The sequence below is a fragment of the Streptomyces sp. NBC_00659 genome (assembly GCF_036226925.1).
GTDB lineage: Bacteria > Actinomycetota > Actinomycetes > Streptomycetales > Streptomycetaceae > Streptomyces.
In genome coordinates this window covers 738,042-760,606 of sequence record NZ_CP109031.1, presented here as the reverse complement: position 1 = coordinate 760,606, position 22,565 = coordinate 738,042, and the positions used below count along the sequence as shown (strand labels likewise).

Sequence of the window (22,565 nt, the reverse complement as noted above, 5' to 3'; positions counted from 1 at the left end):
GCCTCCGCCCATGTCCGACATCCCTCTCGGCGTCCTTGATCTCGTTCCGGTCTCCTCCGGCTCCACCGCCGGTGACGCCCTGCGCAACTCCATCGATCTGGCCCGGCGGGCCGAGAGTCTCGGGTACGCCCGCTACTGGTTCGCCGAACACCATCTCAACCCGGGCGTGGCCGGAACCTCGCCCGCGGTCGTCCTCGCCCTGACCGCCTCCGCGACCTCGACCATCCGTCTCGGCTCCGGTGCCGTGCAACTCGGCCACCGTACCGCCCTGTCCACGGTCGAGGAGTTCGGCCTGATCGACGCGCTGCACCCCGGGCGCCTCGACCTGGGCCTCGGGCGCTCCGGCGGCAAACCGTCCGGCCCGCCCTCCGTCCCGCCCGTGACGGCGACTCCCGTGGTCGACGGCCGCGCCCCGAACGGACTCCGCATTCCACCCCGCTTCTCCTTCGAACACCTTCTGGGCTCACCGCGGGTCGCCGTCCAGCGCGCCCTCCTCCAGCAGCCCAACGCCCGGTCGCAGGACTACGGCGAGCAGATCGACGACATCCTCGCGCTGCTCGCGGGCACCTACCGCTCGGCGGACGGCACGCGGGCGCGCGCCGTCCCCGGTGAGGGCGCGGACCTGCAACTGTGGATCCTGGGCAGCAGCGGTGGGACGAGCGCCGAGGTCGCGGGCCGGGGAGGGCTGAGGTTCGCGGCGAACTACCACGTGAGTCCGGCCACCGTGCTGGAGGCGGTGGACGGCTACCGGGCGGCGTTCCAGCCCTCCGAGGTCCTCGACAAGCCGTACGTCAGCGTGTCCGCGGACGTCGTGGTCGCCGAGGACGACGAGAGGGCCCGTGAACTCGCCACGGGATACGGCCTCTGGGTCCGCAGCATCCGTACGGCAGAGGGGGCCATCGAGTTCCCCACGCCGGACGAGGCACGCGCCCACGTCTGGTCGGACGCCGACCGGGCACTCGTCCAGGACCGCCTCGACACCCAGTTCGTCGGCTCACCGCGCCGCGTCGCCGACCAATTGGAGCAGCTCCAAGAAGCCACCGGCGCCGACGAGTTGCTGATCACGACCATCACTCACGGGCACACGGACCGGGTGCGGTCGTACGAGCTGCTGGCCGAGGAGTGGCGCGTGCGGTGAGCCGGCGTCGGCCTCTCAGGAGAGACGGCCGCAGCCGGCGAGCCGTGAACCCCGTGCCCGGGACTGCGGGCACGGGGCCGTCACGTGAGCGTCCACGCGTACCGCTCGCGAAGGACAGGCGATAGCGTGCGCCCATGACTTGGCGGGGACCGACCTATCGGATGGTGGGCGGAGAGAGGATCGACGGGGCCTGGTGCCACGTCTGGCGGCGGTATCGGGCAGATGCTGATTACTACGTCGACGACCTGATCGTCTTTGCGGACGGGGCGATCACCTGTGGAGAACGCACAGACCTGGCCGGCCTCGGGAGGATGCTGGCGACGGGCCGACTGGCGGTGACCGGGCCTGACGCTCCGCCGCTTCCCGACGAGCCATCGAAGTGGGCCTCCCGTCGCGGGGAACCGCTGACACCAGAGGGATTTCTTCTGGACGTCTCCGACCGCATCGAGGCGCTCAACGAGCGGCCGACTGCCGGGCAACGGTGCCGTGATGCGATCCGACGCTTTCAGCAGGAGCCGGCCGAGTCCAACCGGGCACTTCTCCGAGCGGCATACCTGGCGGTGCCACCGCATCTTCGGATCTATGTCCTCGGGGACATGGACCGTCAGGACCGACCCTTGCGGATCCTGCTCACGGACATCGGTGAGCCCGTCGACGGCGATGGCCCGGTCGTGACAGCGAAGATGCATCAGGACGTCCTGAACTACTTCGACGCCGGAGATCAGGGAGTCCAGAGCGAGAAAGAGCGGCGAGCCGCCCGGCATTCCGACGATCCTTCAGGACCTGGCCGACCGGCTCTGATCTCCCACGAGACCGTCTACCCCCAGGGCTGGCCCGAGGAGCCGGGTCTGTTCATGCTCCGCAACGACTTCCCGGCGCAGATCGTGTTCGCCGACGAATGCTACGCGTCCGTTCTGCATGGGTATTGGGCATGGGCGGCGGCGGACGACGCCGACAGAAGGAGAATCCGGGACGCGGCCTCCGGACGGGAGGCACATGACCTGGGCGGTCAGGTGAAGCACAGGACCGACTGGCCGGAGGTTCGCCTCGCGGTCATGGCAGGTCTCCTTCGCGCGAAGTTCACGCAGCACCCCGCACTCGGCCGGGTCCTCGTGTCCACCGAGGATGCCAGGATCAGCTACACCGGTCTCTCGGACTCGCCTTTCTGGCGAGACGTGTCCGACGGCCGAGGGCGAAACTGGATCGGACGACTGCTCGAACTGACCCGTTCCGAGCTCGCCGCCCAGCAATTGCTCCGGTTCGAGGAATCCGGCGTCGGAAGCGTGTGATCAGCCGTCTCCCATGCCGAACACGTCGTGGATCGGCCGCACCTCGACCGCCACCACGTGGAAGTCGAGTACGCGCTCGGCGATGGCGCGCGCCCGCTCGGGGCTCGCGCACTCGATCACGTAGTAGGCGGTGAGGTGTTCGGCGGCTTCCACGAACGGCCCGGCGGCCGCGGCCGGTCCTTCCTCGTTCCATCGCAGGGTCGTGGTGTCCCGCGGATAGGCCGGCCCTGCTCCGTTCAGCAGCTCGCCCGAGCCCTCCAGATCCTTGTGGAGGGCTTCGTGCCGGCGGAACACCTCGGTCCGCTGCTCCGCCGTCATCGCTTCGGTCGCCGCGGGATCGGCGTACATCAGCACCATGTATTTCATGGCTCCATGCCGGCACCGGGGACTGACATCCACGGTGCGGGGCGATGCCGGCGGTCCGGTTCAGCCGGTCGAGGCGAGGGCGGTCGTGCGGCCTCCCAGCGCGGCGGAGAAGTGGTCCGTCACCTGCTCCAGCGCCTGGGCCGCGGCGGGCGCGATCACGGCTGTGCCGTCCTCGCCGGCGGTGACATCCTTGTCGAGGGTGAACCAGCCGGGCACGATGTGCGACGCGCCCATGGAAGTGAGCACCGGGCGCAACGCGTAGTCGATGGCGAGGACATGGGCCGTGCTGCCGCCGGTCGCGAGGGGCAGTACCGTCTTGCCGGCCAGCGCGTACTGCGGGAGCAGGTCGAGCAGCGACTTCAACAGGCCCGAGTAGGCGGCCTTGTACACGGGCGTGCCGATCACCACCCCGTCCGCCCCCTCGATCAGGGCGGCGGCCTCGATGATCGCGGGGTGCTGGAAGTCGGCCCCGAGCAGCGCGTGGGCGGGAAGTGCACGTACCTCCAGCGGAATCACCTCATGGCCCTGGAGGCGGAGCCGGTCGTCCAGGTGACGCAGGAGACGCGTGGTGCGAGAGGTGGGGGAGGGGCTTCCGGAGACGGACACGATCGTGGCCATGGCGGACCTTCCGGGTCGGGATTCGGTTACGTGAAGCGGGTGTGCGGCGGACGGCGGTGCGGTCGCGGCGGAGAGTTCACCCGCCGCGACCGCACCGCGAGCCCTCACCAGGCGCTCGAGCGCACGGTGATCAGCGGCCGCGGGTCACCACCCCGCAGCGCTTCGAGGAAGGTGACGACCTCGGCCGCCACCGAGCGGTGCTGGAGGTCGTTGAGGACGTCGTGGTGGGCGCCGCGCACGGCCGAAAGGCGGGCCAGGGGCAGCGACTTGGCCAGGCGGGCGAGCGCCTCGTCGTCGGCGAGCGGATCGGAGTCGCCGACGAGCAGCAGGGTCGGGACGGGTGTCTCGCTGTCGTAGGCCGCGCCGATCACGGATTCCGGTATCGCGTCGTTGAGCGACCCTCGCCGTACCTGGGGGTCCTGGGAGAGGTTGCCCCGATGAGTGGGGCACGAGGTGCGGACGTCGAGCTCGTCGTCCCACGTCCCGACGCCCTCGCCGGTCTCCGCGGACGGGCCGGGAAGGCCGGCGAGGACGAGGGCGTCCGGCCACCAGGCGGCCGGAGCCTGGGCCCCGCCGAGGAGCGCGGCGAGCGCGGCGGCCCCCGAGTCCGCCCCGACGAGGACGACAGGCCGTACGACCCCGTCCTTCGAGGAGGTGCCCTCCACGGCCTCGGCGAGCCGGGCCGCCAGACCGGTCAGGGACGCGGTCGGGTCCTCGGCGTCGAGGGCCGGGGGGTCGATCACCCGGACGCGGTAGGCGTCGGCGGCGAGCCGCCCGCCGAAGCGCGCGTAGGTCGCCCGGGTCTCGCCGCGACCGGGCACCACGATGATCGTGCCGCGGACGAGGAGCCCCTCGGGCCCGTGGTGGTCGCTGTACTGGGTCATCTCATACTCCTGCGGGTGCGGGCTCGTCCGTGTGCGCGGGCTTCCAGCCCAGCGCGGGTGCCACCTCGGTCGCGATGAGTTCGAGGGCACGGACGGAGGCGTCGTGGTCGGGGACGGCGGGGTTGAACTGGGTGATCAGGTCGGTCGCGACGGGCAGGACCTTCTCGCGGCCCAGGGCCTCGACGATGTCGTCGGGATGGCCGTAGAAGGCGTGGAAGCGGCGCAGCGCCTCGTCCGGGCCGAGGCCCTCCGGGAACGCGCCGCTCTCGGCCATGCGCAGTGCCGCCCGGTGCACGTCGTCGCCGATCGCGCGGAGCGCCGTGCGCCGGTCCTTGGCCGGGAAGACGAAGCGGGACAGGCCGATGCGCGGGCGGTGAGGCTGGTCCCAGGCGGCGAGGAAGGCGTCGGCCCAGGGGCGTTGCACCTCGTCGGTGGGGGCGTCGAACCCGTAGGCCGCCCGGTTGAGCAGCAGGTTCGAGCCGCTGCGCGCGGCGTACTCGGCACCCTGCGCGCTGAAGACGCCCTGCCAGAAGCGGCGGCCGAAGTCGCCGGGGCGGGGCTGGATGCGGAAGCCGGGTGTACCCACGTCGTCGTGGGCCAGGGCCCGGCGCAGGACGTCGAGGTTCTCGCTGGTCAGTTCGCGCTTGCGGTCGGCGTCCTTGCCGAACGCGGCGTACTCCAGGGCGCTCGATCCGCTGCCCACGCCGATCTCGACCCGGCCACCGCTGAGGGCGTCGACGGTGGCGATGTCCTCAGCGAGCCGGACCGGATCCTCCAGCGGGAGGACGGTGACGGCGGTGCCCAGCCGGATCCGGGTGGTCCGCGCGGCCGCGTGGGCGAGGAAGGTCCAGGGCGAGGACAGTCCGCCGCCCCCGAGGGAGACGTGGTGCTGGGCGACCCAGCCGACGTCGAAGCCGAGTTCGTCCGCCACGGTGAACAGTTCCTGCGCGTTGCGGTAGGTGCGGGCGATGTCGGGATCGCGTCCCTGGACGTGGGTGAGGAAGCCGAGCCTGAAACGTGGTCGCTCGCTCGTCATGGGGTGTCGGCCTTTCGGTGTCGGGCCGCCGTGCCGGCCGGTTGTCGGGTGAGCGAGCCGGTGGACCCGGCCGGTGGAGGCGAAGGCGTGGTCCACCGGCCGGTCGCGGCGCGAATCTCAGTCGCTCACGAGCTGCGGCTCGCGGGTGTGGCGGTTGGCCGGGACGGGCAGGCCCAGGTTGCCGCGCAGGGTGTCGGCCGCGTACTCGGTACGGAACAGTCCGCGCTTCTGGAGGATCGGGACGACACCGTCGACGAACAGGTCCAGTTCGTCCTCGGTGCGGAAGGCGAGGTTGATGCCGTCGAAGGTGCCGGCGTCGAACCACTTCTCCACGGTGTCGGCGACGGTCTCCGGGGCACCGACGAACGGCGAGCCGCGGAACTGATTGACCAGCTCGGCGACTTGACGCAGGGTCAGGCCCTCGGTCCGGGCCCGTTCGATGAGGGCGGACGCTCCGGTGCGGCCGCCCTTCTCCGCGAGGTGCGCGACGTCGGGGAACGGCGCGTCCAGGTCGTGCGCGCTGAAGTCGTAGGCACCGAAGGAGCGGCCGAGCAGGGCGAGGTTGCGGTCGAAGTCGTTGTCCTCCTCGAAGATCTCCCGTTCGCGGCGCCGGGCCGCCTCGTCGGTGGCGGCGACGACAGGACTCCCGTGGATGAAGATCTTGATGTGGTCGGGGTTCCGGTTGTAGGAAGCGGTGCGCTTCTTGATGTCGGCGTAGTACTCCTGGGCCTGCTGGAGGGTGCCGCCCGGTGCGTAGATGCCTTCGGCGACCTGAGCGGCCAGGTCGCGGCCCTCCTCGGAGACCCCGGCCTGGAAGATGACCGGCTGGCCCTGCGCGGAGCGGGAGAGGTTGAGCGGTCCCGCCACCTTGAAGTGCTCGCCCTCGTGGTCGAGCGCGTGCAGCTTGGCCGGGTCGAGGAAGAGGCCCCGGTCCACGTCGGCCGGGAAGGCGTCGTCCTCGTAGGAGTCCCACAGGCCGCGGGCGACCCGGACGAACTCCAGGGCGCGGCCGTAGCGGGTGGTGTAGTCGAGGTGTTCGTCGAGCCCGAAGTTCCGGGACGTACCGGTGTCGAAACTGGTGACGACGTTCCAGCCGGCCCGGCCGCCGCTGATGTGGTCGAGGGAGGCGAACCGGCGGGCCAGGTTGAACGGCGAGTTGTACGTCGAACTCGCCGTGCCCACCAGGCCGATGTGCCGGGTGTGGGTCGCGACCGCGGACAACAGGGTCAGCGGTTCCAGGCGGTTGAGGTAGTGCGCCGGATAGGTGGCGTTGATGAACTGGCTGTCGACGATGAACAGCGCGTCGAAGAGGGCGTGTTCGGCCGCCTTCGCCAGCCGGATGTAGTAGTTGATGTCGATGCTGGCGTTCTTCGCCACGCGCGGGTCCTTCCACAGACCGTGCTGGCCGGGACCGCCGACGCCGTAGGGGTGCAGGGCGAGATGGATGGTGCGGGGCATGGCGTTTCTTCCTGTCTCTGGTGGGGTTCAGACGTTCAGCAGGGCGCGCAGGGCGGCGCGTTCGGCCCGGTCGGCCGGGGCCGAGTGCAGCGTGGGCGCGGAGCGGACCAGCAGGCGGGTGTACGGGTGCCGGGGCCGGCCGATGACATCGCGGGCGGCGCCGGTCTCGACCAGCTCGCCCTGGTACAGCACGGCGATGCGGTCGGCGATCCCGGCGACGGAACCGAGGTCGTGGGAGATGAAGACGAGGGCCACACCCTCGTCGCGGAGTTCCTGGAGGATCCGCAGGATCTGGACCCGGTTGGCGGAGTCCAGGGCGCTGACCGGCTCGTCGAGGATGACAAGACGCGGTTCGGTGACCAACGCCCGTGCCACGGCGACGCGTTGGCGCTGCCCGCCGGAGAGCTCGCCGGGCAGCCGGTCGAGCAGGTCCTCGGACAGCTGGACGCGGGCGAGGAACGCGCGGACCCGGCGCGCGGCCTCGTCGCGGGACACACCCCGGACGAGCAGCGGCTCGGCCAGGGAGGCTTCGATCGTGAGGTCCGGGTCGAGGCTGCGCAGCGGGTCCTGGAAGACGTACTGGACCAGACCGCGGCGGCGCAGCGCGCGCCACCGGCGCCCGCCGTAGGCCGTCACGTCCTCACCGTCGACGACGACGGACCCCGCGGAGGGGCGCACCAGGCCGAGCACGGCCCGCGCCAGGGTGGACTTGCCCGAGCCCGTCTCGCCGATGATCCCGACGGTCTCGCCCGGCACGACGCGCAGCGAGACACCGCGCAGCGCGTGCCGGCGCCGCCGGCGCGGTCCGTAGCGCACTTCGAGGTCGGTGACCTCCAGGACGGGCCGCGTCGGCTCCCCGGAGGCGGTGGCCCCTGCGGCCGGGCCGGTGCTCACGGCCCGGGCGTCCGTGGCTCCGGGTTTCACGGTCTCGGTGTTCACGGCCCGGATGTCCGTGGCTCCGGTGTTCACGGCCTGGGCGTCCGCGGTTCCGGTGTTCACGGTCTCGGTGTCCGCGGCTTCGGTCCTCGCGGTCTCGGTGCTCATGCGTCCTCCTCGGGCGCGAGGAACTTCTCCAGGCCGTACTGCTGGTGTTCGGCGATCAGCAGCCGGGTGTATTCGTGCCGCGGACGGTGGAGCACGTCCTCGGTCGGGCCCTGTTCGACCACCTCGCCGTGGCGCATGACGAGGACTTCGTCGCACAGCTGGGCGACGACGGCGAGGTCGTGGGAGACCACGACGAGGGCCAGTCCGGTCCGCTCGCGCAGATCGGCGAGCAGGTCGAGGATCTCGGCCTGGACGGTGACGTCGAGCGCGGTGGTGGCCTCGTCGGCGACGAGGATCCGCGGTCCCGCGGCGATGGCCACGGCGATGAGGACCCGCTGGAGCATGCCGCCGGACAGCTCGTGGGGGTACTGGGCGCTGACGAGTTCCGGGTCCCGCAGGTGGACGGACCGCAGCAGTTCGACCGCCCGGCGGCGGGCCGCGCGCCGCTTCAGTCCCTTCTTGACCCGGACGACCTCGGCGATCTGCGCCCCGACCCGGATCGAGGGGTTGAGATAGGACGCCGGGTCCTGGAAGACCGCGCTGATCGTCGCGCCCCGCAGGTCCGTCCACCGGGCCGGGGACAGGCCGGCGATGTCGCTGCCGTCGATCTCCACCGAGCCGCCGGTGATCTCGAAGGGGGCGGGCAGGATGCCCAGCGCGGCACGGCAGGTGAGGGTCTTTCCGCTGCCGGACTCGCCGACGATGCCGACGGCACGGCCGGGCGTGAGCGCGAAACTCACGCCGTGCACGATCTCCCGGCCGGTGGCCGGGTCGCCGATGCGCACATCGCGCACGGCCAGCACCGGGGACGGAGACCGGGCCGGCTCTCCGGGTCCGGGTCCGGTGGCTTTCCCGGTCGTCTCGGCCCGGGCGGGGAGCTTCTCGGACAGGGTGGTCATCGCGCACCTCCTGCGGGAGCGGGAGCGGGGTCGGACTCGGTGCGGCGGCGGTCGGTGCGACGGCCGGCGCGTGCGCCGCGGCCGGCGGCCGGCGTGCGGCCCGCCTCGCCGGAGACGTCGCGGACGGCGTCGGCGAGGAGGTTGCAGGCCCAGACGGTCACCATGATCAGCAGGGCGGGGGCGAGCGGTGCCCACGGCTGATGGCTGAGGTAGCCCAGATCCGAGGCGAGCAGGCCGCCCCAGGTGGGTGCGGGAGGCTGGACCCCGATCCCGAGGAAGGTCAGGCTCGACACGATGACGAAGCCGACCCCGACCGTCTGCGCGAGCGCGACCGCGATCGGCGGAAGCACCTTGCCCCAGATGTGACGGCGTACGATCCAGCCGGTCGAGGCGCCCGCGATGATCGCGGCCTCCACGTACGGCGAGCGGGCGACGGCCAGGGTGGCGGCGCGGGCCACGCGGTAGAACAGCGGGGACACCAGCGCGCCGGTGACCAGCATCGCCTGGGTGAGACCGTTGCCGAGCAGGGCGACCACGGCGACGGCGAACAGCAGGAACGGCAGGGCGACCAGCGTGTCGGCGAGCCGGAGGGTGACCCATTCGAAGACCCGGCCGAGATGGACCGACAGGATCCCGGGGACGGCGCCGATGGCCAGGGCCGTGAACGCGACCTCCAGCGAGCCGAGGACGCTGACGCGGGAACCGTCGAGGAGCCGGCTCAGCACGTCACGGCCGAGGTAGTCGGTCCCCAGCCAGTGGGCGCCGGAGGCGGCGGCGAGCGGATGGTCACTGGTCGCCAGGGGGCTCTGCGGAGCGAGCAGCGGCCCGAACACGGCGAGCACGGCGATCACGGTGAGGACGGCCAGGGCGATCCGGCCGGAGGTGAGGGCGAGGACGCGGCGCACCATGGTCACACCCCCCGCCGGGAGGCCGGCGTCACGCGGGCCAGCACCAGGTTGACGAGCAGGTTGAAGGCGACGACCAGGACGATCGACACCACGAGGACGCCCTGCACGGCCGGTACGTCCCCGGCCTGCGCCGAGTCGTTGGCGAACCGTCCGAAACCCTGGAGCCCGAAGATCCACTCCGTGACGACGGAGGCGCCGACCAGGGCGGGGAACTTCAGGCCGAGGGTGGCGAGCGCGGGACCGAGGCCGTTGCGCAGCACGTGGCCGAAGAAGATCCGGCGCGGACCGAGCCCGCGGACCACCGCGCCGGTCACGTAGTTCTCGCGGTAGGCCCCGACGAGGCTTCCGCGCAGCTGACGGGCGACATCGGCGACGACGTCGAAGCTCAGCGCCACGGCGGGCAGGGTGATGTGGGCGAGCCACGGCCCGAACCCCTGCTCCGCCGGTATGTATCCGGCGGACGGGAACAGGTGCAGCCCCACCGAGAAGACGGCGACGAGCACGATGCCGACGACGAAAGCCGGCATCACCGAGATCACCGTCACGAAGCCGGTGATCGCGCGGTCGATCCAGGTGGTGCGGCGCACCGCCGCGAGCGTGCCGAGACCGAAGCCCGCGACGACACCGATGATCAGCGCGAAGGTCGCCACCGACAGGCTCACACCCAGGCCGAGGCCGATGAGGGTGGAGATGTCGGCGCCGTTGGTCCAGCTCGTGCCGAGCCGGCCGTGCAGGACGTCACCGAACCAGTCCCCGTACTGGACGAGGAAGGGCCGGTCGAGGCCCCAGTGGGCCTCGACACGGGCGACCGCCTCGGGAGTCGCTTCCTCGCCCAGCTGGATGCGCGCCGGGCTGAGTCCGCTCAGCGACCGCAGCGCGAACGTCACGAACGTCGCGACCAGGAAGACGGGCACGAAGATCGCGACCGACCGGGCGAGGGTGGCCAGGACGCGGCCCAGGGTGTGCCGGGTCCGGGCCGCGGCGGCCGGGAGACGGACGTCGGGCGGGGCCGTTGCCTCCGTCGTCGTCATGGGTTGCCCCCTCTCTGTGATGGACGGAGTGTCAGTTGCCGCCGGCGATGGTCACGCCGGTCCAGTCGATGTGGGCGGGGTTCTTCGGCAGGCCGGAGATGCTCTTGCTCTTGGCGATGAGGTTGGGCGAGGAGTACGTGAAGACCAGCGCCTTGCTCTGGAGGCCGGCCCGGGTCGCCGCCTGGAGGACCTTCGTGTAGTCGGGCGAGTCCAGCGGGGTCCGGCGGACCTTGGCGATGGCCGCCTCGAAACCGGACGGCTCGTAGGGCGAACTGAGGTTGAGCGGGCCGTTCGGGCCGAAGTGCGCGGTGAGCGTCTGCGCCGCGGAGTCACGGCCCGTGGTGCCGTACAGCGAGAACGTCAGGTCCTTGGCGAAGAACGGAGTGGCCCAGTTCTTGTCGATCTTGATCGTGACGGTGATGCCGACCTTCGCCAACTGCGCCTGGACGATCTCGGCTTGAGGGTCCTCGGCCGGGATGACCAGGTTCAGCTTGAGGTCGCCGGGCTTGTGACCGGACTCGGCGAGAAGCTTCTTCGCCTTCGCGGGGTCGTACGCGTAGGCGTCGGCCGACTCCGGGTCGAAGGCGACGTACCCCTTGGGGAACGGCTGGTTGGTCACCGAGCCGTAGCCGAAGGTCAGCTTGTCGACGAACTCCTGACGGTTGATCGCGTAGCGGACGGCGTCGACGACCTTGTCGTTGTCGAACGGCGCCTTGTTGGTGTTGAGGCTGAGGTTGGAGGCGTTGAAGCCGGGCTGCACGAAGACGTCGAGTCCGGCCTTCTTGGCCGCGTCGGCCTGACTCGGGGCTATGTCGGCGAAGTTGTAGACGCCGGTCTGGAGTCCGGAGACGACGGTGGAGGCGTCGGGGGCGGAGCTCAGCTCGACGGTGTCGATGTGGATGTTCTTGGCGTCCCAGTAGTCCGGGTTCTTCTTCAGGACGGCCTTGGTGCCCGGGACGAGCTGGGTGACGGTGAACGGGCCGGCGCCGACCGGGCCCTGGTCCAGCTCGGTGGGGGACGCTGCGGCCTTCGGACTGGCGATCTGGAGGACGCGCTCGCCCAGCAGTTGGGGGATCTGGTAGTCGACCTGGCTGAGGTGGATCACTGCGTCGAGACCCTTGGCGTCCACCGACGTGATCGAGGTCAGGTCGCCGAACAGGGCGGAGTTCTTCTGCTTCTTGGCCCGTTCGATCGCGGCCTTCACGGCGGCACCGTCGACCGGCGTGCCGTCGCTGAACTTCAGGTGGGGCCGCAGGTGGAAGGTGACCACATCGCCCTTGGCGTTGTAGTCCCAGCTCTTGGCCAGGTCGGGGACGGCCTTTCCGTTCTCGTCCGTCCGTGTCAACGAGGCGTAGACCAGAGCGAGTTCACGGAACTGGGCGCCACTGCCGCTGACGACCGGGTCCCAGTGGGCGGGGAAGTAGGAGGAGGTCCACTTCAGTGCGGCGGAGCCGGCGGACGAGGACGCCTCGCCGCCGCAGGCGCCGAGCGCGGGGACGAGCACGGTGGCGAGGGCGGTGCCCAGGGCGGCGGCGCGCAGCCGGCCGGGTCGAGGGGCGGAACGGAAGGCCGTGGCGGGGGTGCGGGGCGTGAGACGTCCGGGCATCGGATTGCTTTCTGCGAAGGCTTCCGCCGCACCGGGCGGCGCGGCGGGGAGCGAGGGCGGACCGCCCCGCGGACGAACGCCACGCAGGCCGAAGACGCGCATGCCTGTGTGTGCTTCGGTGCGCACGAGGGCATGCCGCGTTCAGGGCAGGAGGCGTCGGCGGATCACGGGGAGGGCCGGGAGGCCGGGGAGCGGAAACGACGAAACGCTGGGAGAACGGCGCGCGATGACGGGGGCCGGGCGGCGAGTCGGCTCGGTGCCGGTGCCGGAGTCGGCGGGACGGGCGTCAGGCGCCTGGGGGCCGCGGCTGGCGGGCGGTCAGCGACAGAGTGCGCTGCAGGTGCGCCGCAGGTCCACGTAGCGGCACACCACGCCGGGGTGCGTCGTGAGCATGGTGCACATCCTGGGGCCGGTTCTCGGCGGCTGTCAATGGACACCATTTGGTGTCTCATTGGGCGGGACGGGTTCTGACCGCTGATCAGGGCGCCGGCAGGGACGGGAGAGGGCTCCACGGGCACCCTCCGTCATCCTGACCACCCGTCAGGAAGCCTTCAGGGAACGGCGGGAGCGCCGCGGTCGCGCGCCGGGTGCACGGCGGCCTCGTCCGGGTGCAGCCACAGGGGGCCGTTGCCGGTCTCGACGCGCACGGCGTCCCCGGGAGGCCACGGTCCGTCGCTCAACACCGCCGCCTCGGGGCCGGTCAGGCTCCGGTACCGCGCGAGCGCTTCCGGGGGAGCCGGCCGCGCGGGCTCCGTCAGCAGCCCGGGGCTCAGCTCCTCGAAAGCCGACGCGTACTCCTCGTACGGCCGCCAGCCCGGTACGACGCGCCGCCCCGCGGGAGCGCGGACCAGCAGCGTGGGCAGCGCGTAGCGGTACCCGCCGTCGGCGGTCTCCTTGGCGGCGCCGGGATGAGGCGAACCACTGCGCACCGACAGCACCTCGCCGACCGGGCGACGCGCCTCGGAGCGGTCGGCAAGTACCGCCTTCCGTACGGATACTGATGCTGCGTCAGTGACCAGCCGCTCGTGGTCGAGGCCGGGCACACCCCGGACCGCGGACAGCGCCAGCGCCGGGGTGTCCGCCGGTTCACCGAGCACGAACACGCTCTCCCGCAGGCGCCGCAGCACCCGCCCGGCCACCTCGTCGCCCTGACGCTCCGCGGCCTTGGCCGCCAGCGAGGACGGCCACGAACTCGCCGCGACCCGGCTCAGCCGCCGCGCCCGCGGTGCCCGCGTGTGAGCGCTGATGTCCTCGACGTACCGCGTGTACCAGGCGGTCTCCGCGGCGGGATCGGGTGGCGGGTCGTCGTCGTGGTCGAACAGGATGCAGTACGCGCGTCGCCAGCGGACGCGGCCCTCCAGCGCGGCCCGGAGCCTGCGGAACACCGGTTCCGATCCCCAGGCCCAGGGACACAGCGGGTCGGTGTACTCCACCACCTCCACCACCTTCACCGCTTCCACGGTGTCGACCGCCTCCACCGCCTTCACGGTGTCGACCACCTCCACCGCTTCCGTGATCGGCCGGTCCGGCGGGCGGGTCACGCGGCTCCCTTGTGGCCCATCCGCCCGGCCGCCTCGGCGGGCAGCAGCGCGGCCAGGGTCGTCCCGCCCAGTACCGCCGCGGCGTCCGCCTCGATACGACGCCAGATCCCGGGCAGTCCGGACGCGGCCCCCGGATAGTCGAGTCCGGCCAGTGGCTCGCCCCGCAAGGTGATCAGCTCACCGTCCACGGCGCGTACGACGTCCAGCAGAGTGATCTCGTCGGCGGGCCGGCCGAGCCAGTACCCGCCCTCGCAGCCGCGCTGGCTGCGTACCAGGCCGGCCCTGCGCAACTCGCCCACCACGGACTTCAGGAAGCGGAACGGAACATGCTGCGAGGAGGCCATGGACTCACAGGTGAGCGGGCGGGCCGGTTCGCGGGCGAGCTCCAGCAGAGCTCGCGTGGCGTAGTCCGCCTTCGCGGAGATATGCATGGGCCCATGATGCCCGACCAGGTGTGCGCCGGTGGGGTCTCCACCGGTTCCCCACGTACATTGCGGGAACATTGCCGCAGGTGAAGCGCAATGGATACCTCTTGACATCCTTTTCCGGGCCGCTCTAGCGTCCCCCTCCATGAGCGAGCCGTCGACAACCCCCGGCGAAGGTTTCCACCCCCATCTCCCGGACGCCGAAGCGCAGTCCGTACGCCCCCTGCGCACCCGCCTGCACCACATCCGCGCCGACGCCCTCGACGGCGACACGGCGCAGACCGGTGGCATGCGCAGATTCGCCGCCGTCAGCGGCACCACCGTCGGTTCCGAGAAGCTGTGGATGGGCCAGACCCACGTCGCCCCCTCCACCGCGTCCTCGGACCACCACCACGGAGCCTCCGAGACCGCCATCTACGTGGTCAGCGGACACCCCGAGTTCGTCTTCCTCGACGACTCGGGGGAAGCGCCCGAGGAAGTGCGGCTGCGCACCTCACCCGGTGACTACATCTTCGTGCCCCCGTTCGTGCCGCACCGCGAGGAGAACCCGGACCCCGCGGAGGAGGCCGTCGTCGTCATCGCCCGCAGTACCCAGGAGGCGGTCGTGGTCAACCTGCCGGGGCTGTACGTGCTGCGGGACGGGGAAGAGGGCTGACGGCACGGGCCGTTCGATCACTCGGTGGGTACGGTAGCGAGGACGACGTCGTGACCTGCGACTCGACCGGACCGTGGAAGGAACCACCGAGATCATGCGCGTCATCGTGGCCCGCCGCCTGACGGAGGCGTTCGGATGAGCGGCACCGGGGCACCGGGCGCCGCCGGGGAATCCGTCCTGCTGCACACCGAGGGGCGGGCCGCCCACATCACCCTGAACCGGCCGAGGGCCTTGAACGCCCTGAACCACGCGATGGTGCGCCGCATCGACCGGGCGCTCGCCGCCTGGGAACACGACCCGGCCGTCGAGACGGTGGTCATCACCGGCGCCGGCGAACGCGGACTGTGCGCGGGCGGCGACATCCGCGTCGTCCACGACGACGCGCGCGACGGGGACGGCACCGCGTCCGCCGCGTTCTGGCGGGACGAGTACCGCCTGAACGCCCGGATCGCCCGCTATCCCAAGCCGTACGTGGCGGTCATGGACGGCATCGTCATGGGCGGCGGCGTCGGCGTCTCCGCGCACGGCAGCGTCCGGATCGTCACCGAGCGCTCCCGCGTCGCCATGCCCGAGACCGGCATCGGCTTCGTCCCCGACGTCGGCGGCACCTACCTTCTTGCCCTCGCCCCGGGCGAACTCGGCACCCACCTCGCCCTGACGGGCGCCTCCATCGGCGCAGGCGACGCGCTGTCGTGCGGCCTCGCCGACCACTACCTGCCGTCCTCCGCGCTCCCGCGGTTCGTGTCCGACCTCGCGGACCGGCCCGTACCGGAGGCCGTGGCGGCTCACGCACGGCCCGCGCCACCGGCGGAACTCGCGGAGCGGCGCGAGTGGATCGACGCCTGCTACGGCGCCGACACCGTCGAGGAGATCGTCCGGCGGCTGCTCGCGGCGGACGACCCGGCCGCCAAGGAGACGGCTGAGATCCTCCTCGGCAACTCGCCCACCGCCCTGAAGGTCACGCTGGCCGCTTTGCGCCGGGCCAGGCGCCTCGGATCGCTGGAGCGCGTTCTGGACCAGGAGTACCGCGTCTCCTGCGCGGCCCTGTCCGCACCCGACCTGGTCGAGGGTGTCCGGGCCCAGATCATCGACAAGGACCGTGAGCCGCGCTGGTCCCCGGCCACGCTCGCCGAGGTCACCGACGCCGACGTCGAGCGCTTCTTCTCTCCCCTCGGTGAGCGTGAACTCGGGCTGTCCGACGACGAGTCCGGCACCGACGGGGACACGGCGGGACAGGACTGAGGACAGCGCGTCACCTGGGACGAGAGGAAGATCACCCCGGTCGGCGCGGTCTTGGCCAGGTACGCGCCACGCGGTACGGTCGGTCCGATATCGATGACGTCAAGACGGAAGCCGGTGGAGATCCGGCACGGTCGCGCCACTGTGAACGAGACGCTCCAGCCATGCTGGGCGCCCGTGAGTCAGACCCGTAGGCGTCATCCTGTGCACCACCGAGATGGGACGCGAACTCCCGAGGAGGTCCTGCCATGGCGCAGACCGTCGCTCCGCCGACAGCCACCACCCCCGCCCTTCCCGCCAAGCTGCCGATCGGTGCGATCGCCCCCTGGGCGGCCTTCTTCGGCATCCTGATGCTGGTCCTGCTGTACTTCGTCGGCGCCGAACAGGGCGCCACCTCCGTCATCTCCGGCGAGAACGTCCACGAGTGGGTGCACGACGCCCGTCACCTGCTCGGTTTCCCCTGCCACTGACGCGAGGGACAGCTGCTCGTGCGAGGCGCGCTCGTCGGCCTCGAGGCCGGTGTACTCGCCCTGGTCGTCGCCTACTTGCTCGGTGAACCGACTACACCGCAGGCCCCCGGAATCCTTCCGGGGGCCTGTCGTCCTGTACGGGCCGCGACGGGCGGCTGCGGGGAGCCTGCCCGTCGCGGGTCACCGCGGGTGTGAGCGGTGGCCGGGCTCCGACCTGCCCCGCCACCGCCGTCCGACTCAGCGGCCTTCGCCGCCGAACACCTTCAGAATGCGTTCCGCCGCGAGTGTGGCCGTCAACCCGCCCTCCCGTACCTGCCGTTCGAGGTCGGGGGTGACCGCCCGTACGGCCTGATCGGAGTGCAGGCGGCCCAGAAGCTCGTCCCGGACCATCGTCCAGGTCCAGTCCACCTGCTGGTCACGGCGCTTCTCGGCGAGACGGCCGGTCGAGTCGAGCAGCGCACGGTGCTGTTCCAGGCGGTCCCAGACCGTGTCCAGGCCGGCCGACTCGCGGGCGCTGCAACTCAGCACCGGAGGTGTCCAGGCCGCGTCCCTGCCGTGCATCAGCCGCAGGGCGCCCGCCAGTTCACGCGCGGCGGACTGGGCGTCGCGTTCGTGCGGCCCGTCCGCCTTGTTGACGGCGATCACGTCGGCCAGCTCCAGGACACCCTTCTTGATGCCCTGCAACTGGTCCCCGGTACGCGCCAGCGTCAACAGCAGGAAGGAGTCGACCATGTTCGCGACCGCGGTCTCCGACTGGCCGACGCCGACGGTCTCCACGAGTACCACGTCGTAGCCGGCCGCCTCCATCACCACGATCGACTCGCGGGTCGCCTTCGCCACCCCGCCGAGCGTGCCGGCGGTGGGGGAGGGGCGGATGAACGCGGCCGGGTCCACGGCCAGGCGCTCCATACGGGTCTTGTCGCCGAGGATCGAGCCGCCCGTACGGCTGGAAGAAGGGTCGACGGCGAGCACCGCGACCCGGTACCCGAGCGAGGTCAGCATGGTGCCGAACGCGTCGATGAACGTCGACTTGCCCACGCCGGGCACCCCGCTGATGCCGATCCGCCGCGCCTTGCCGCTGTACGGGAGCAGCTCGGTCAGCAACTCCTGCGCCAGCGCCCGGTGCTGGGGCCGGGTGGACTCGACGAGGGTGATGGCGCGGGCGACCAGCGCCCGCTTCCCGCCGAGCACACCCTTGACATAGGTGTCGAGTTGGATCACAGGTCGTGCCCGAGGTCGGCAGAGAGCCGCTGGACGAGGTCGTACGCCGCGTCCGGGATCACCGTCCCGGGCGGGAAGACCGCCGCCGCACCCATCTCCAGCAGCGTCGGCACGTCCTGCGGCGGGATCACCCCGCCGACCACGACCATGATGTCCTCGCGGCCCTCCGCCGCCAGTTCCTCGCGCAGCGCCGGCACGAGGGTGAGGTGTCCTGCGGCCAGCGACGAGACGCCCACGATGTGCACGTCCGCCTCCACCGCCTGACGGGCGACCTCGCCCGGCGTCTGGAACAGCGGGCCGACGTCCACGTCGAAGCCCAGGTCGGCGAAGGCGGTCGCGATCACCTTCTGGCCGCGGTCGTGACCGTCCTGGCCCATCTTGGCGACCAGGATGCGCGGGCGCCGGCCCTCGGCCTCCTCGAACGCGTCCACCAGGGTGCGGGTGCGGTCCACGGACGGGGACTCCCCTGCTTCGTTGCGGTACACGCCGGAGATCGTACGGATCTGGCCCGCGTGCCGCCCGTACACCTTCTCCAGGGCGTCGGAGATCTCCCCGACGGTGGCCATCGCGCGGGCCGCGCGCACCGCCAGCTCCAGCAGATTGCCCTCACCGCCGGCCGCCCGCGTCAGGTCGTCCAGCGCGTCCTGGCACGCCCGCTCGTCGCGCTCGGCCCGCAGCCGCCGCAGCTTCTCGATCTGCTGCGTGCGTACGGAGGAGTTGTCGACCTTGAGGACGTCGATCTTCTCGTCGGTCTCGACGCGGTACTTGTTGACGCCGATGACCGGCTGGCGGCCGGAGTCGATGCGGGCCTGGGTGCGGGCCGCCGCTTCCTCGATCCGGAGCTTGGGGATGCCGGCGTCGATGGCCTGCGCCATGCCGCCCGCCGCCTCGACCTCCTCGATGTGCTGCCAGGCCCGGCGGGCGAGGTCGTACGTCAGCTTCTCGATGTACGCGCTGCCGCCCCACGGGTCGATGGCCCGGGTCGTGCCGGACTCCTGCTGGATCAGCAACTGCGTGTTGCGGGCGATCCGCGCGGAGAAGTCGGTGGGCAGCGCCAGCGCCTCGTCCAGGGCGTTGGTGTGCAGCGACTGGGTGTGGCCCTGGGTGGCGGCCATGGCCTCCACACACGTGCGCGTCACGTTGTTGAACACGTCCTGCGCGGTCAGCGACCAGCCGGAAGTCTGCGAATGGGTGCGCAGGGAAAGGGACTTGGCGTTCTTCGGGTCGAACTGCTTCACCATCTTCGCCCACAGCAGGCGCGCCGCCCGCAGCTTGGCGACCTCCATGAAGAAGTTCATGCCGATCGCCCAGAAGAACGAGAGCCGCGGCGCGAACGCGTCCACGTCAAGCCCCGCCTCACGGCCCGCCCGGATGTACTCCACACCGTCCGCGAGCGTGTACGCCAGCTCCAGGTCGGCCGTCGCGCCCGCTTCCTGGATGTGATAGCCGGAGATGGAGATGGAGTTGTAGCGCGGCATCCGCTGCGAGGTGTACGCGAAGATGTCGGAGATGATCCGCATCGACGGCTTCGGCGGATAGATGTAGGTGTTGCGGACCATGAACTCCTTCAGAATGTCGTTCTGAATGGTTCCGGCCAGCTTCTCGGGCGGCACGCCCTGTTCCTCGGCGGCCACGATGTACAGCGCGAGGACGGGCAGTACGGCGCCGTTCATCGTCATCGACACGGTCATCTTGTCCAGCGGGATGCCGTCGAAGAGCTGCCGCATGTCGTAGATGGAGTCGATGGCCACGCCCGCCATGCCCACGTCGCCCGTCACCCGCGGGTGGTCGCTGTCGTAACCGCGGTGCGTGGGAAGGTCGAAGGCGATCGACAGGCCCTTCTGGCCCGCGGCGAGGTTGCGGCGGTAGAAGGCGTTGGACTCCTCCGCCGTGGAGAAGCCCGCGTACTGGCGGATGGTCCAGGGCTGGTTGACGTACATCGTCGGGTACGGACCGCGCAGGTAGGGTGCCATGCCCGGGTACGTGTCCAGGAAGTCCAGGCCTTCCGTGTCACGGCCGGTGTACAGCGGCTTGACCGCGATGCCCTCCGGGGTCTCCCAGACGGCCTGGCTCCCGCCCGTGGCCTTCTCTGCGGCGGCACTCCACTCGTCGGCGCTGCCTTCGGTGGTGGGCGTCCCCAGTTCGATTCCGGAGAAGTCGGGGATTCCCATCAGGACACTCCCATGCGGTCGAGGGTGGCGGAGAGGACGGCGACGGCGTCGCAGCCCGCGAAGACATAGGAGTCGACACCGGCGTACCCCGCGGGGCGGCCGGCCAGGAAGACGTGCCGGGCCCCGGCCGCGGCGAGGGCCTCGGCGGTGCTCACGGCCTGCTCCTCGTAGAGCGCGTCGCTGGAGCACAGGCAGGCCTCGGTGGCGCCGCTGTCCTCGAACGAGCCGTCCGTGACGGCCTCGATGCCGCCGGCCTGGAACAGGTTCGCGACGAAGGTGGTCCGCGCCGTGTGCGCGGCGGCCGGGCCGATCGCGGCGAGATAGATCCGGGGGCGGGCCCCGGTGGCGGCGAGATGCGCGTCGGAGCGGGCCCGCAGCGCCTCGTAGGCCTCGTCGCGGCGCACCCGCGGCAGTCCGCCGGACGGTGCCTCGGGAGCGGGCTCGCGCTCCACCGGGCGCTCCGACAGATGCGGGAACTCGCTGACGCCGGTGATCGGTTCGCGCCGCTTGGCGAGCTTGACCGAACGGGCCGCCCAGGTGTCCGCCAGGTCGCGCGCCAGCCGGCCCGAGCGCAGGACCGCGGCCTGGCCGCCGTCCCGCTCGATGCCCTGGAAGAACTCCCAGCCGGCGTGGGCGAGTTCGTCGGTCAGCTTCTCCACGTACCAGGAGCCGCCGGCCGGGTCGATCACCCGGGACAGGTGCGACTCCTCGATGAGGATCGTGGAGGTGTTGCGGGCGATGCGCCGCGCGAACGCGTCCGGCAGACCGAGAGCGTGGTCGAAGGGGAGGACGGTGACGGAGTCGGCGCCGCCGACGCCGGCCGCGAGCGTCGCGATGGTCGCGCGCAGCATGTTCACCCACGGGTCGCGGCGCGACATCATCACCGGCGAGGTCACGGCGTGCTGCACCTGCGCACCCGCGCCCGGCGCCCCGCACACCTCGGCGATCCGGGCCCACAGCCTGCGTGCCGCCCGCAGCTTGGCGATCGTCAGGAACTGGTCGGCGGTCGCGGCGTACCGGAACTCCAGCTGCGCACAGGCCTGTTCGACGGACAGGCCCGCCTCGGTCAGCTCGCGCAGATAGGCGACACCGGTCGCCAGGGAGGCGCCCAGCTCCTGCGCGGGCGAGCCGCCCGCCTCGTGGTACGGGAGCGCGTCGACGGTCAGCGCCCGGAGTCCGGGGTATTCGGCGACGCACCGCGCGGCGAGCGGGACGACCGCGGCGAAGTCCATCGGGGACCCGGTACGGGCCTCGTGGCCGAGCGGGTCCGCGCCGAGGTTGCCGCGCGCGGCGCTCGGCGCGACGCCTCGTGCCGCGTACAGCCGCAGCAGCTCCTGGGCCGCCGCTTCGACGTCAGTTCCCGCGTCGAGGACGACAGGCGCCAGATCGAGGTAGACGCCGTCCAGGACCGCTTCGAGCGAGGGGACCGGAATGCCGCCCTCGCCGACCGTGAGCCACAGCGACGTGACGCCGTTCTCCAGGTCGCCGAGGACCAGGGCGTTGTCCGCCGCCGTGTGCCGCTGCCGTACATCCCAGCCGCCCGCGGTGTTGCCCTCGGGCCTGCTGCCCCGGACGAACGGGGCGAAGCCGGGGAAACCGGCGTCGGCGGCCGTGTCACGCGCGGTGTAGAGGGGCCTGGAGGCGAGACCGTCCTCGAGCGTTGTGGTCAGCACGTCTTCGGCTGCCGCGCCCGAGGCCTCCTTGCCCGATTTGCGCAGCACGCCTTCTACCAGGAGCTGCCACTGGTCATGGGTCGCGGAAGGGAACTCGGCGGCCAGCGCGAGCCCGTCGTTGGGCAGGACTGTCATGCTCGGATGCTAGGTCAGACCGCTAGGGCGACAGCAGAGGCGAAGCCTGTGACCTTGACCTCTTGGTTTCGGTGATCCAGATCTCAGCCGTCGGGCGGGGCCTTCGCCCGCCGCTGGGAGGACGGTCCGGGAAGCCTCACCCCGGGCAAATACGCCGACCTGGCGGTGTTCTGCCGACGCCGTCCGGGCTGATCGACAGCGCGGCCCGGCTCTGTCACGGTGAACCGATGCGGATACCCAGGCAGGCAGCCAGAGTCGCGGTGCTGGACCCGGCGGGCGCCGTCTTCATGTTCCGGTACGACAACGAGGAGGTCGGTGTCCACTGGGCGCTGCCCGGCGGCGGAATGGATCCGGGGGAGACCCCGCTCCAGGCCGCCGTGCGCGAGGTGCGGGAGGAGACGGGCTGGACGGACATCGAGCCCGGCGGCACGGCGTTGTGCTTCTGGGAACACGACTTCACCCGCGTCGGTGTCCCCGTACGGCAGTACGAGCACATCTTCCTCGCGTACGGCCCTCGCCGGCAGCCGGGCGGCGAGCTGGCCGCCTCGCAGGCGGCGGAAGGCATTCTCGGCGGGAGATGGTGGTCGCCGCGCGACCTCTCGGAAGCGGCGGAACCGCTGTGGCCGCCCCGGCTTGCGGAACTGCTGGCCTCGGTACGGCGGGACGGTCCGCCCACGACGCCCGTCGACCTCGGTTTCCTGCCAGACGGGGGCCTCGCGCCCTGAGCGGGAGCGAGGCCCCCGTGTACGTCGGGGCCC

21 protein-coding genes are annotated in these 22,565 nt (G+C 71.5%); 6 read left to right on the top strand and 15 right to left on the bottom strand.

The window, feature by feature from the left end:
• Positions 1-10 precede the first annotated feature (10 nt).
• Together OG410_RS03105 and OG410_RS03100 are read left to right on the top strand one after the other, a co-directional pair.
• Positions 11-1,138 carry an MsnO8 family LLM class oxidoreductase gene (locus tag OG410_RS03105; RefSeq protein ID WP_329297674.1) on the top strand — a complete coding sequence of 376 codons (1,128 nt, stop codon included), beginning with the start codon at positions 11-13 and terminating at the stop codon, positions 1,136-1,138.
• A gap of 161 nt (positions 1,139-1,299) precedes the next feature.
• The gene (locus OG410_RS03100; protein ID WP_329297673.1) at positions 1,300-2,427 is read left to right on the top strand and encodes an NADAR family protein; all 1,128 of its coding nucleotides are present in this window, start codon (positions 1,300-1,302) and stop codon (positions 2,425-2,427) included.
• On the opposite strand, the gene OG410_RS03095 is transcribed toward OG410_RS03100, so the two are convergent.
• From OG410_RS03095 to OG410_RS03040, 12 genes are all read right to left on the bottom strand, one after another.
• The gene (locus OG410_RS03095) at positions 2,428-2,793 is read right to left on the bottom strand and encodes a YciI family protein (RefSeq protein WP_329297672.1); all 366 of its coding nucleotides are present in this window, start codon (positions 2,791-2,793) and stop codon (positions 2,428-2,430) included.
• Between the two features lie 60 nt (positions 2,794-2,853).
• Positions 2,854-3,411, bottom strand: a complete 558-nt coding sequence (ssuE, locus tag OG410_RS03090; RefSeq protein ID WP_329297671.1) for an NADPH-dependent FMN reductase — start codon at positions 3,409-3,411, stop codon at positions 2,854-2,856.
• Between the two features lie 104 nt (positions 3,412-3,515).
• Entirely contained in the window at positions 3,516-4,295 is a 780-nt protein-coding gene (locus tag OG410_RS03085; RefSeq protein WP_329297670.1) for an alpha/beta hydrolase, read from the bottom strand.
• 1 nt (position 4,296) lies between these two features.
• Positions 4,297-5,331 carry an LLM class flavin-dependent oxidoreductase gene (locus OG410_RS03080; RefSeq protein ID WP_329297669.1) on the bottom strand — a complete coding sequence of 345 codons (1,035 nt, stop codon included), beginning with the start codon at positions 5,329-5,331 and terminating at the stop codon, positions 4,297-4,299.
• 117 nt (positions 5,332-5,448) lie between these two features.
• Complete coding sequence (locus OG410_RS03075) at positions 5,449-6,789, bottom strand: NtaA/DmoA family FMN-dependent monooxygenase (protein WP_329297668.1); 1,341 nt, start codon at positions 6,787-6,789, stop codon at positions 5,449-5,451.
• A gap of 27 nt (positions 6,790-6,816) precedes the next feature.
• A complete protein-coding gene (locus OG410_RS03070) occupies positions 6,817-7,833 on the bottom strand; it encodes an ABC transporter ATP-binding protein (RefSeq protein WP_329297667.1) in 1,017 nt (338 codons plus the stop codon).
• A complete protein-coding gene (locus tag OG410_RS03065) occupies positions 7,830-8,732 on the bottom strand; it encodes an ABC transporter ATP-binding protein (protein WP_329297666.1) in 903 nt (300 codons plus the stop codon). Before OG410_RS03065 ends, OG410_RS03070 begins: the two co-directional genes overlap by 4 nt.
• On the bottom strand, positions 8,729-9,640 hold the full coding sequence (locus OG410_RS03060; RefSeq protein WP_329297665.1) for an ABC transporter permease: 912 nt from the start codon (positions 9,638-9,640) through the stop codon (positions 8,729-8,731). The genes OG410_RS03065 and OG410_RS03060 overlap by 4 nt, the downstream gene beginning before the upstream one ends.
• Before the next feature lie 2 nt (positions 9,641-9,642).
• Complete coding sequence (locus tag OG410_RS03055; RefSeq protein ID WP_329297664.1) at positions 9,643-10,671, bottom strand: ABC transporter permease; 1,029 nt, start codon at positions 10,669-10,671, stop codon at positions 9,643-9,645.
• Positions 10,672-10,702: 31 nt separating this feature from the next.
• A complete protein-coding gene (locus OG410_RS03050; RefSeq protein WP_329297663.1) occupies positions 10,703-12,277 on the bottom strand; it encodes an ABC transporter substrate-binding protein in 1,575 nt (524 codons plus the stop codon).
• Positions 12,278-12,828: 551 nt separating this feature from the next.
• Positions 12,829-13,737 (bottom strand): DsbA family oxidoreductase, encoded by a 909-nt coding sequence (locus OG410_RS03045; RefSeq protein ID WP_329304004.1) that lies wholly within the window; start codon positions 13,735-13,737, stop codon positions 12,829-12,831.
• A 77-nt stretch (positions 13,738-13,814) separates the two neighbouring features.
• A complete protein-coding gene (locus OG410_RS03040) occupies positions 13,815-14,249 on the bottom strand; it encodes an RrF2 family transcriptional regulator (RefSeq protein WP_329297662.1) in 435 nt (144 codons plus the stop codon).
• A 139-nt stretch (positions 14,250-14,388) separates the two neighbouring features.
• Here OG410_RS03040 and OG410_RS03035 point away from each other — a divergent pair, with 139 nt between their 5' ends.
• From OG410_RS03035 to OG410_RS03025, 3 genes are all read left to right on the top strand, one after another.
• A complete protein-coding gene (locus OG410_RS03035) occupies positions 14,389-14,898 on the top strand; it encodes a cupin domain-containing protein (RefSeq protein WP_329297661.1) in 510 nt (169 codons plus the stop codon).
• A 135-nt stretch (positions 14,899-15,033) separates the two neighbouring features.
• Positions 15,034-16,140 (top strand): enoyl-CoA hydratase/isomerase family protein, encoded by a 1,107-nt coding sequence (locus OG410_RS03030; RefSeq protein WP_329297659.1) that lies wholly within the window; start codon positions 15,034-15,036, stop codon positions 16,138-16,140.
• A 245-nt stretch (positions 16,141-16,385) separates the two neighbouring features.
• Complete coding sequence (locus OG410_RS03025) at positions 16,386-16,607, top strand: CbtB domain-containing protein (protein WP_329297658.1); 222 nt, start codon at positions 16,386-16,388, stop codon at positions 16,605-16,607.
• Between the two features lie 237 nt (positions 16,608-16,844).
• On the opposite strand, the gene meaB is transcribed toward OG410_RS03025, so the two are convergent.
• From meaB to OG410_RS03010, 3 genes are read right to left on the bottom strand one after another with little or no spacing between them, the layout of a single operon-like run.
• The gene (gene meaB / locus OG410_RS03020; protein WP_329297657.1) at positions 16,845-17,828 is read right to left on the bottom strand and encodes a methylmalonyl Co-A mutase-associated GTPase MeaB; all 984 of its coding nucleotides are present in this window, start codon (positions 17,826-17,828) and stop codon (positions 16,845-16,847) included.
• Positions 17,825-19,999 (bottom strand): methylmalonyl-CoA mutase, encoded by a 2,175-nt coding sequence (scpA, locus tag OG410_RS03015; RefSeq protein WP_329297656.1) that lies wholly within the window; start codon positions 19,997-19,999, stop codon positions 17,825-17,827. Before scpA ends, meaB begins: the two co-directional genes overlap by 4 nt.
• Complete coding sequence (locus tag OG410_RS03010) at positions 19,999-21,807, bottom strand: methylmalonyl-CoA mutase family protein (protein ID WP_329297655.1); 1,809 nt, start codon at positions 21,805-21,807, stop codon at positions 19,999-20,001. The genes scpA and OG410_RS03010 overlap by 1 nt, the downstream gene beginning before the upstream one ends.
• Positions 21,808-22,034: 227 nt before the next feature.
• Between OG410_RS03010 and OG410_RS03005 the strand changes: the two genes are divergently transcribed.
• Positions 22,035-22,532, top strand: coding sequence for an NUDIX hydrolase (locus tag OG410_RS03005; RefSeq protein ID WP_329297654.1), 498 nt, complete (start codon positions 22,035-22,037; stop codon positions 22,530-22,532).
• The last annotated feature ends 33 nt before the right edge of the window (positions 22,533-22,565 follow it).

Coding starts and splice junctions, on each gene's coding strand:
- OG410_RS03005 (WP_329297654.1), top strand. CDS start 22,035: ATGCGGATACCCAGGCAGGCAGCCAGAGTCGCGGTGCTGGACCCGGCG.
- ssuE (WP_329297671.1), bottom strand. CDS start 3,411: ATGGCCACGATCGTGTCCGTCTCCGGAAGCCCCTCCCCCACCTCTCGC.
- OG410_RS03025 (WP_329297658.1), top strand. CDS start 16,386: ATGGCGCAGACCGTCGCTCCGCCGACAGCCACCACCCCCGCCCTTCCC.
- OG410_RS03050 (WP_329297663.1), bottom strand. CDS start 12,277: ATGCCCGGACGTCTCACGCCCCGCACCCCCGCCACGGCCTTCCGTTCC.
- OG410_RS03065 (WP_329297666.1), bottom strand. CDS start 8,732: ATGACCACCCTGTCCGAGAAGCTCCCCGCCCGGGCCGAGACGACCGGG.
- OG410_RS03070 (WP_329297667.1), bottom strand. CDS start 7,833: ATGAGCACCGAGACCGCGAGGACCGAAGCCGCGGACACCGAGACCGTG.
- OG410_RS03100 (WP_329297673.1), top strand. CDS start 1,300: ATGGTGGGCGGAGAGAGGATCGACGGGGCCTGGTGCCACGTCTGGCGG.
- OG410_RS03075 (WP_329297668.1), bottom strand. CDS start 6,789: ATGCCCCGCACCATCCATCTCGCCCTGCACCCCTACGGCGTCGGCGGT.
- scpA (WP_329297656.1), bottom strand. CDS start 19,999: ATGGGAATCCCCGACTTCTCCGGAATCGAACTGGGGACGCCCACCACC.
- OG410_RS03030 (WP_329297659.1), top strand. CDS start 15,034: ATGAGCGGCACCGGGGCACCGGGCGCCGCCGGGGAATCCGTCCTGCTG.
- OG410_RS03085 (WP_329297670.1), bottom strand. CDS start 4,295: ATGACCCAGTACAGCGACCACCACGGGCCCGAGGGGCTCCTCGTCCGC.
- OG410_RS03105 (WP_329297674.1), top strand. CDS start 11: ATGTCCGACATCCCTCTCGGCGTCCTTGATCTCGTTCCGGTCTCCTCC.
- OG410_RS03010 (WP_329297655.1), bottom strand. CDS start 21,807: ATGACAGTCCTGCCCAACGACGGGCTCGCGCTGGCCGCCGAGTTCCCT.
- OG410_RS03035 (WP_329297661.1), top strand. CDS start 14,389: ATGAGCGAGCCGTCGACAACCCCCGGCGAAGGTTTCCACCCCCATCTC.
- OG410_RS03095 (WP_329297672.1), bottom strand. CDS start 2,793: ATGAAATACATGGTGCTGATGTACGCCGATCCCGCGGCGACCGAAGCG.
- OG410_RS03080 (WP_329297669.1), bottom strand. CDS start 5,331: ATGACGAGCGAGCGACCACGTTTCAGGCTCGGCTTCCTCACCCACGTC.
- OG410_RS03055 (WP_329297664.1), bottom strand. CDS start 10,671: ATGACGACGACGGAGGCAACGGCCCCGCCCGACGTCCGTCTCCCGGCC.
- OG410_RS03060 (WP_329297665.1), bottom strand. CDS start 9,640: ATGGTGCGCCGCGTCCTCGCCCTCACCTCCGGCCGGATCGCCCTGGCC.
- OG410_RS03040 (WP_329297662.1), bottom strand. CDS start 14,249: ATGCATATCTCCGCGAAGGCGGACTACGCCACGCGAGCTCTGCTGGAG.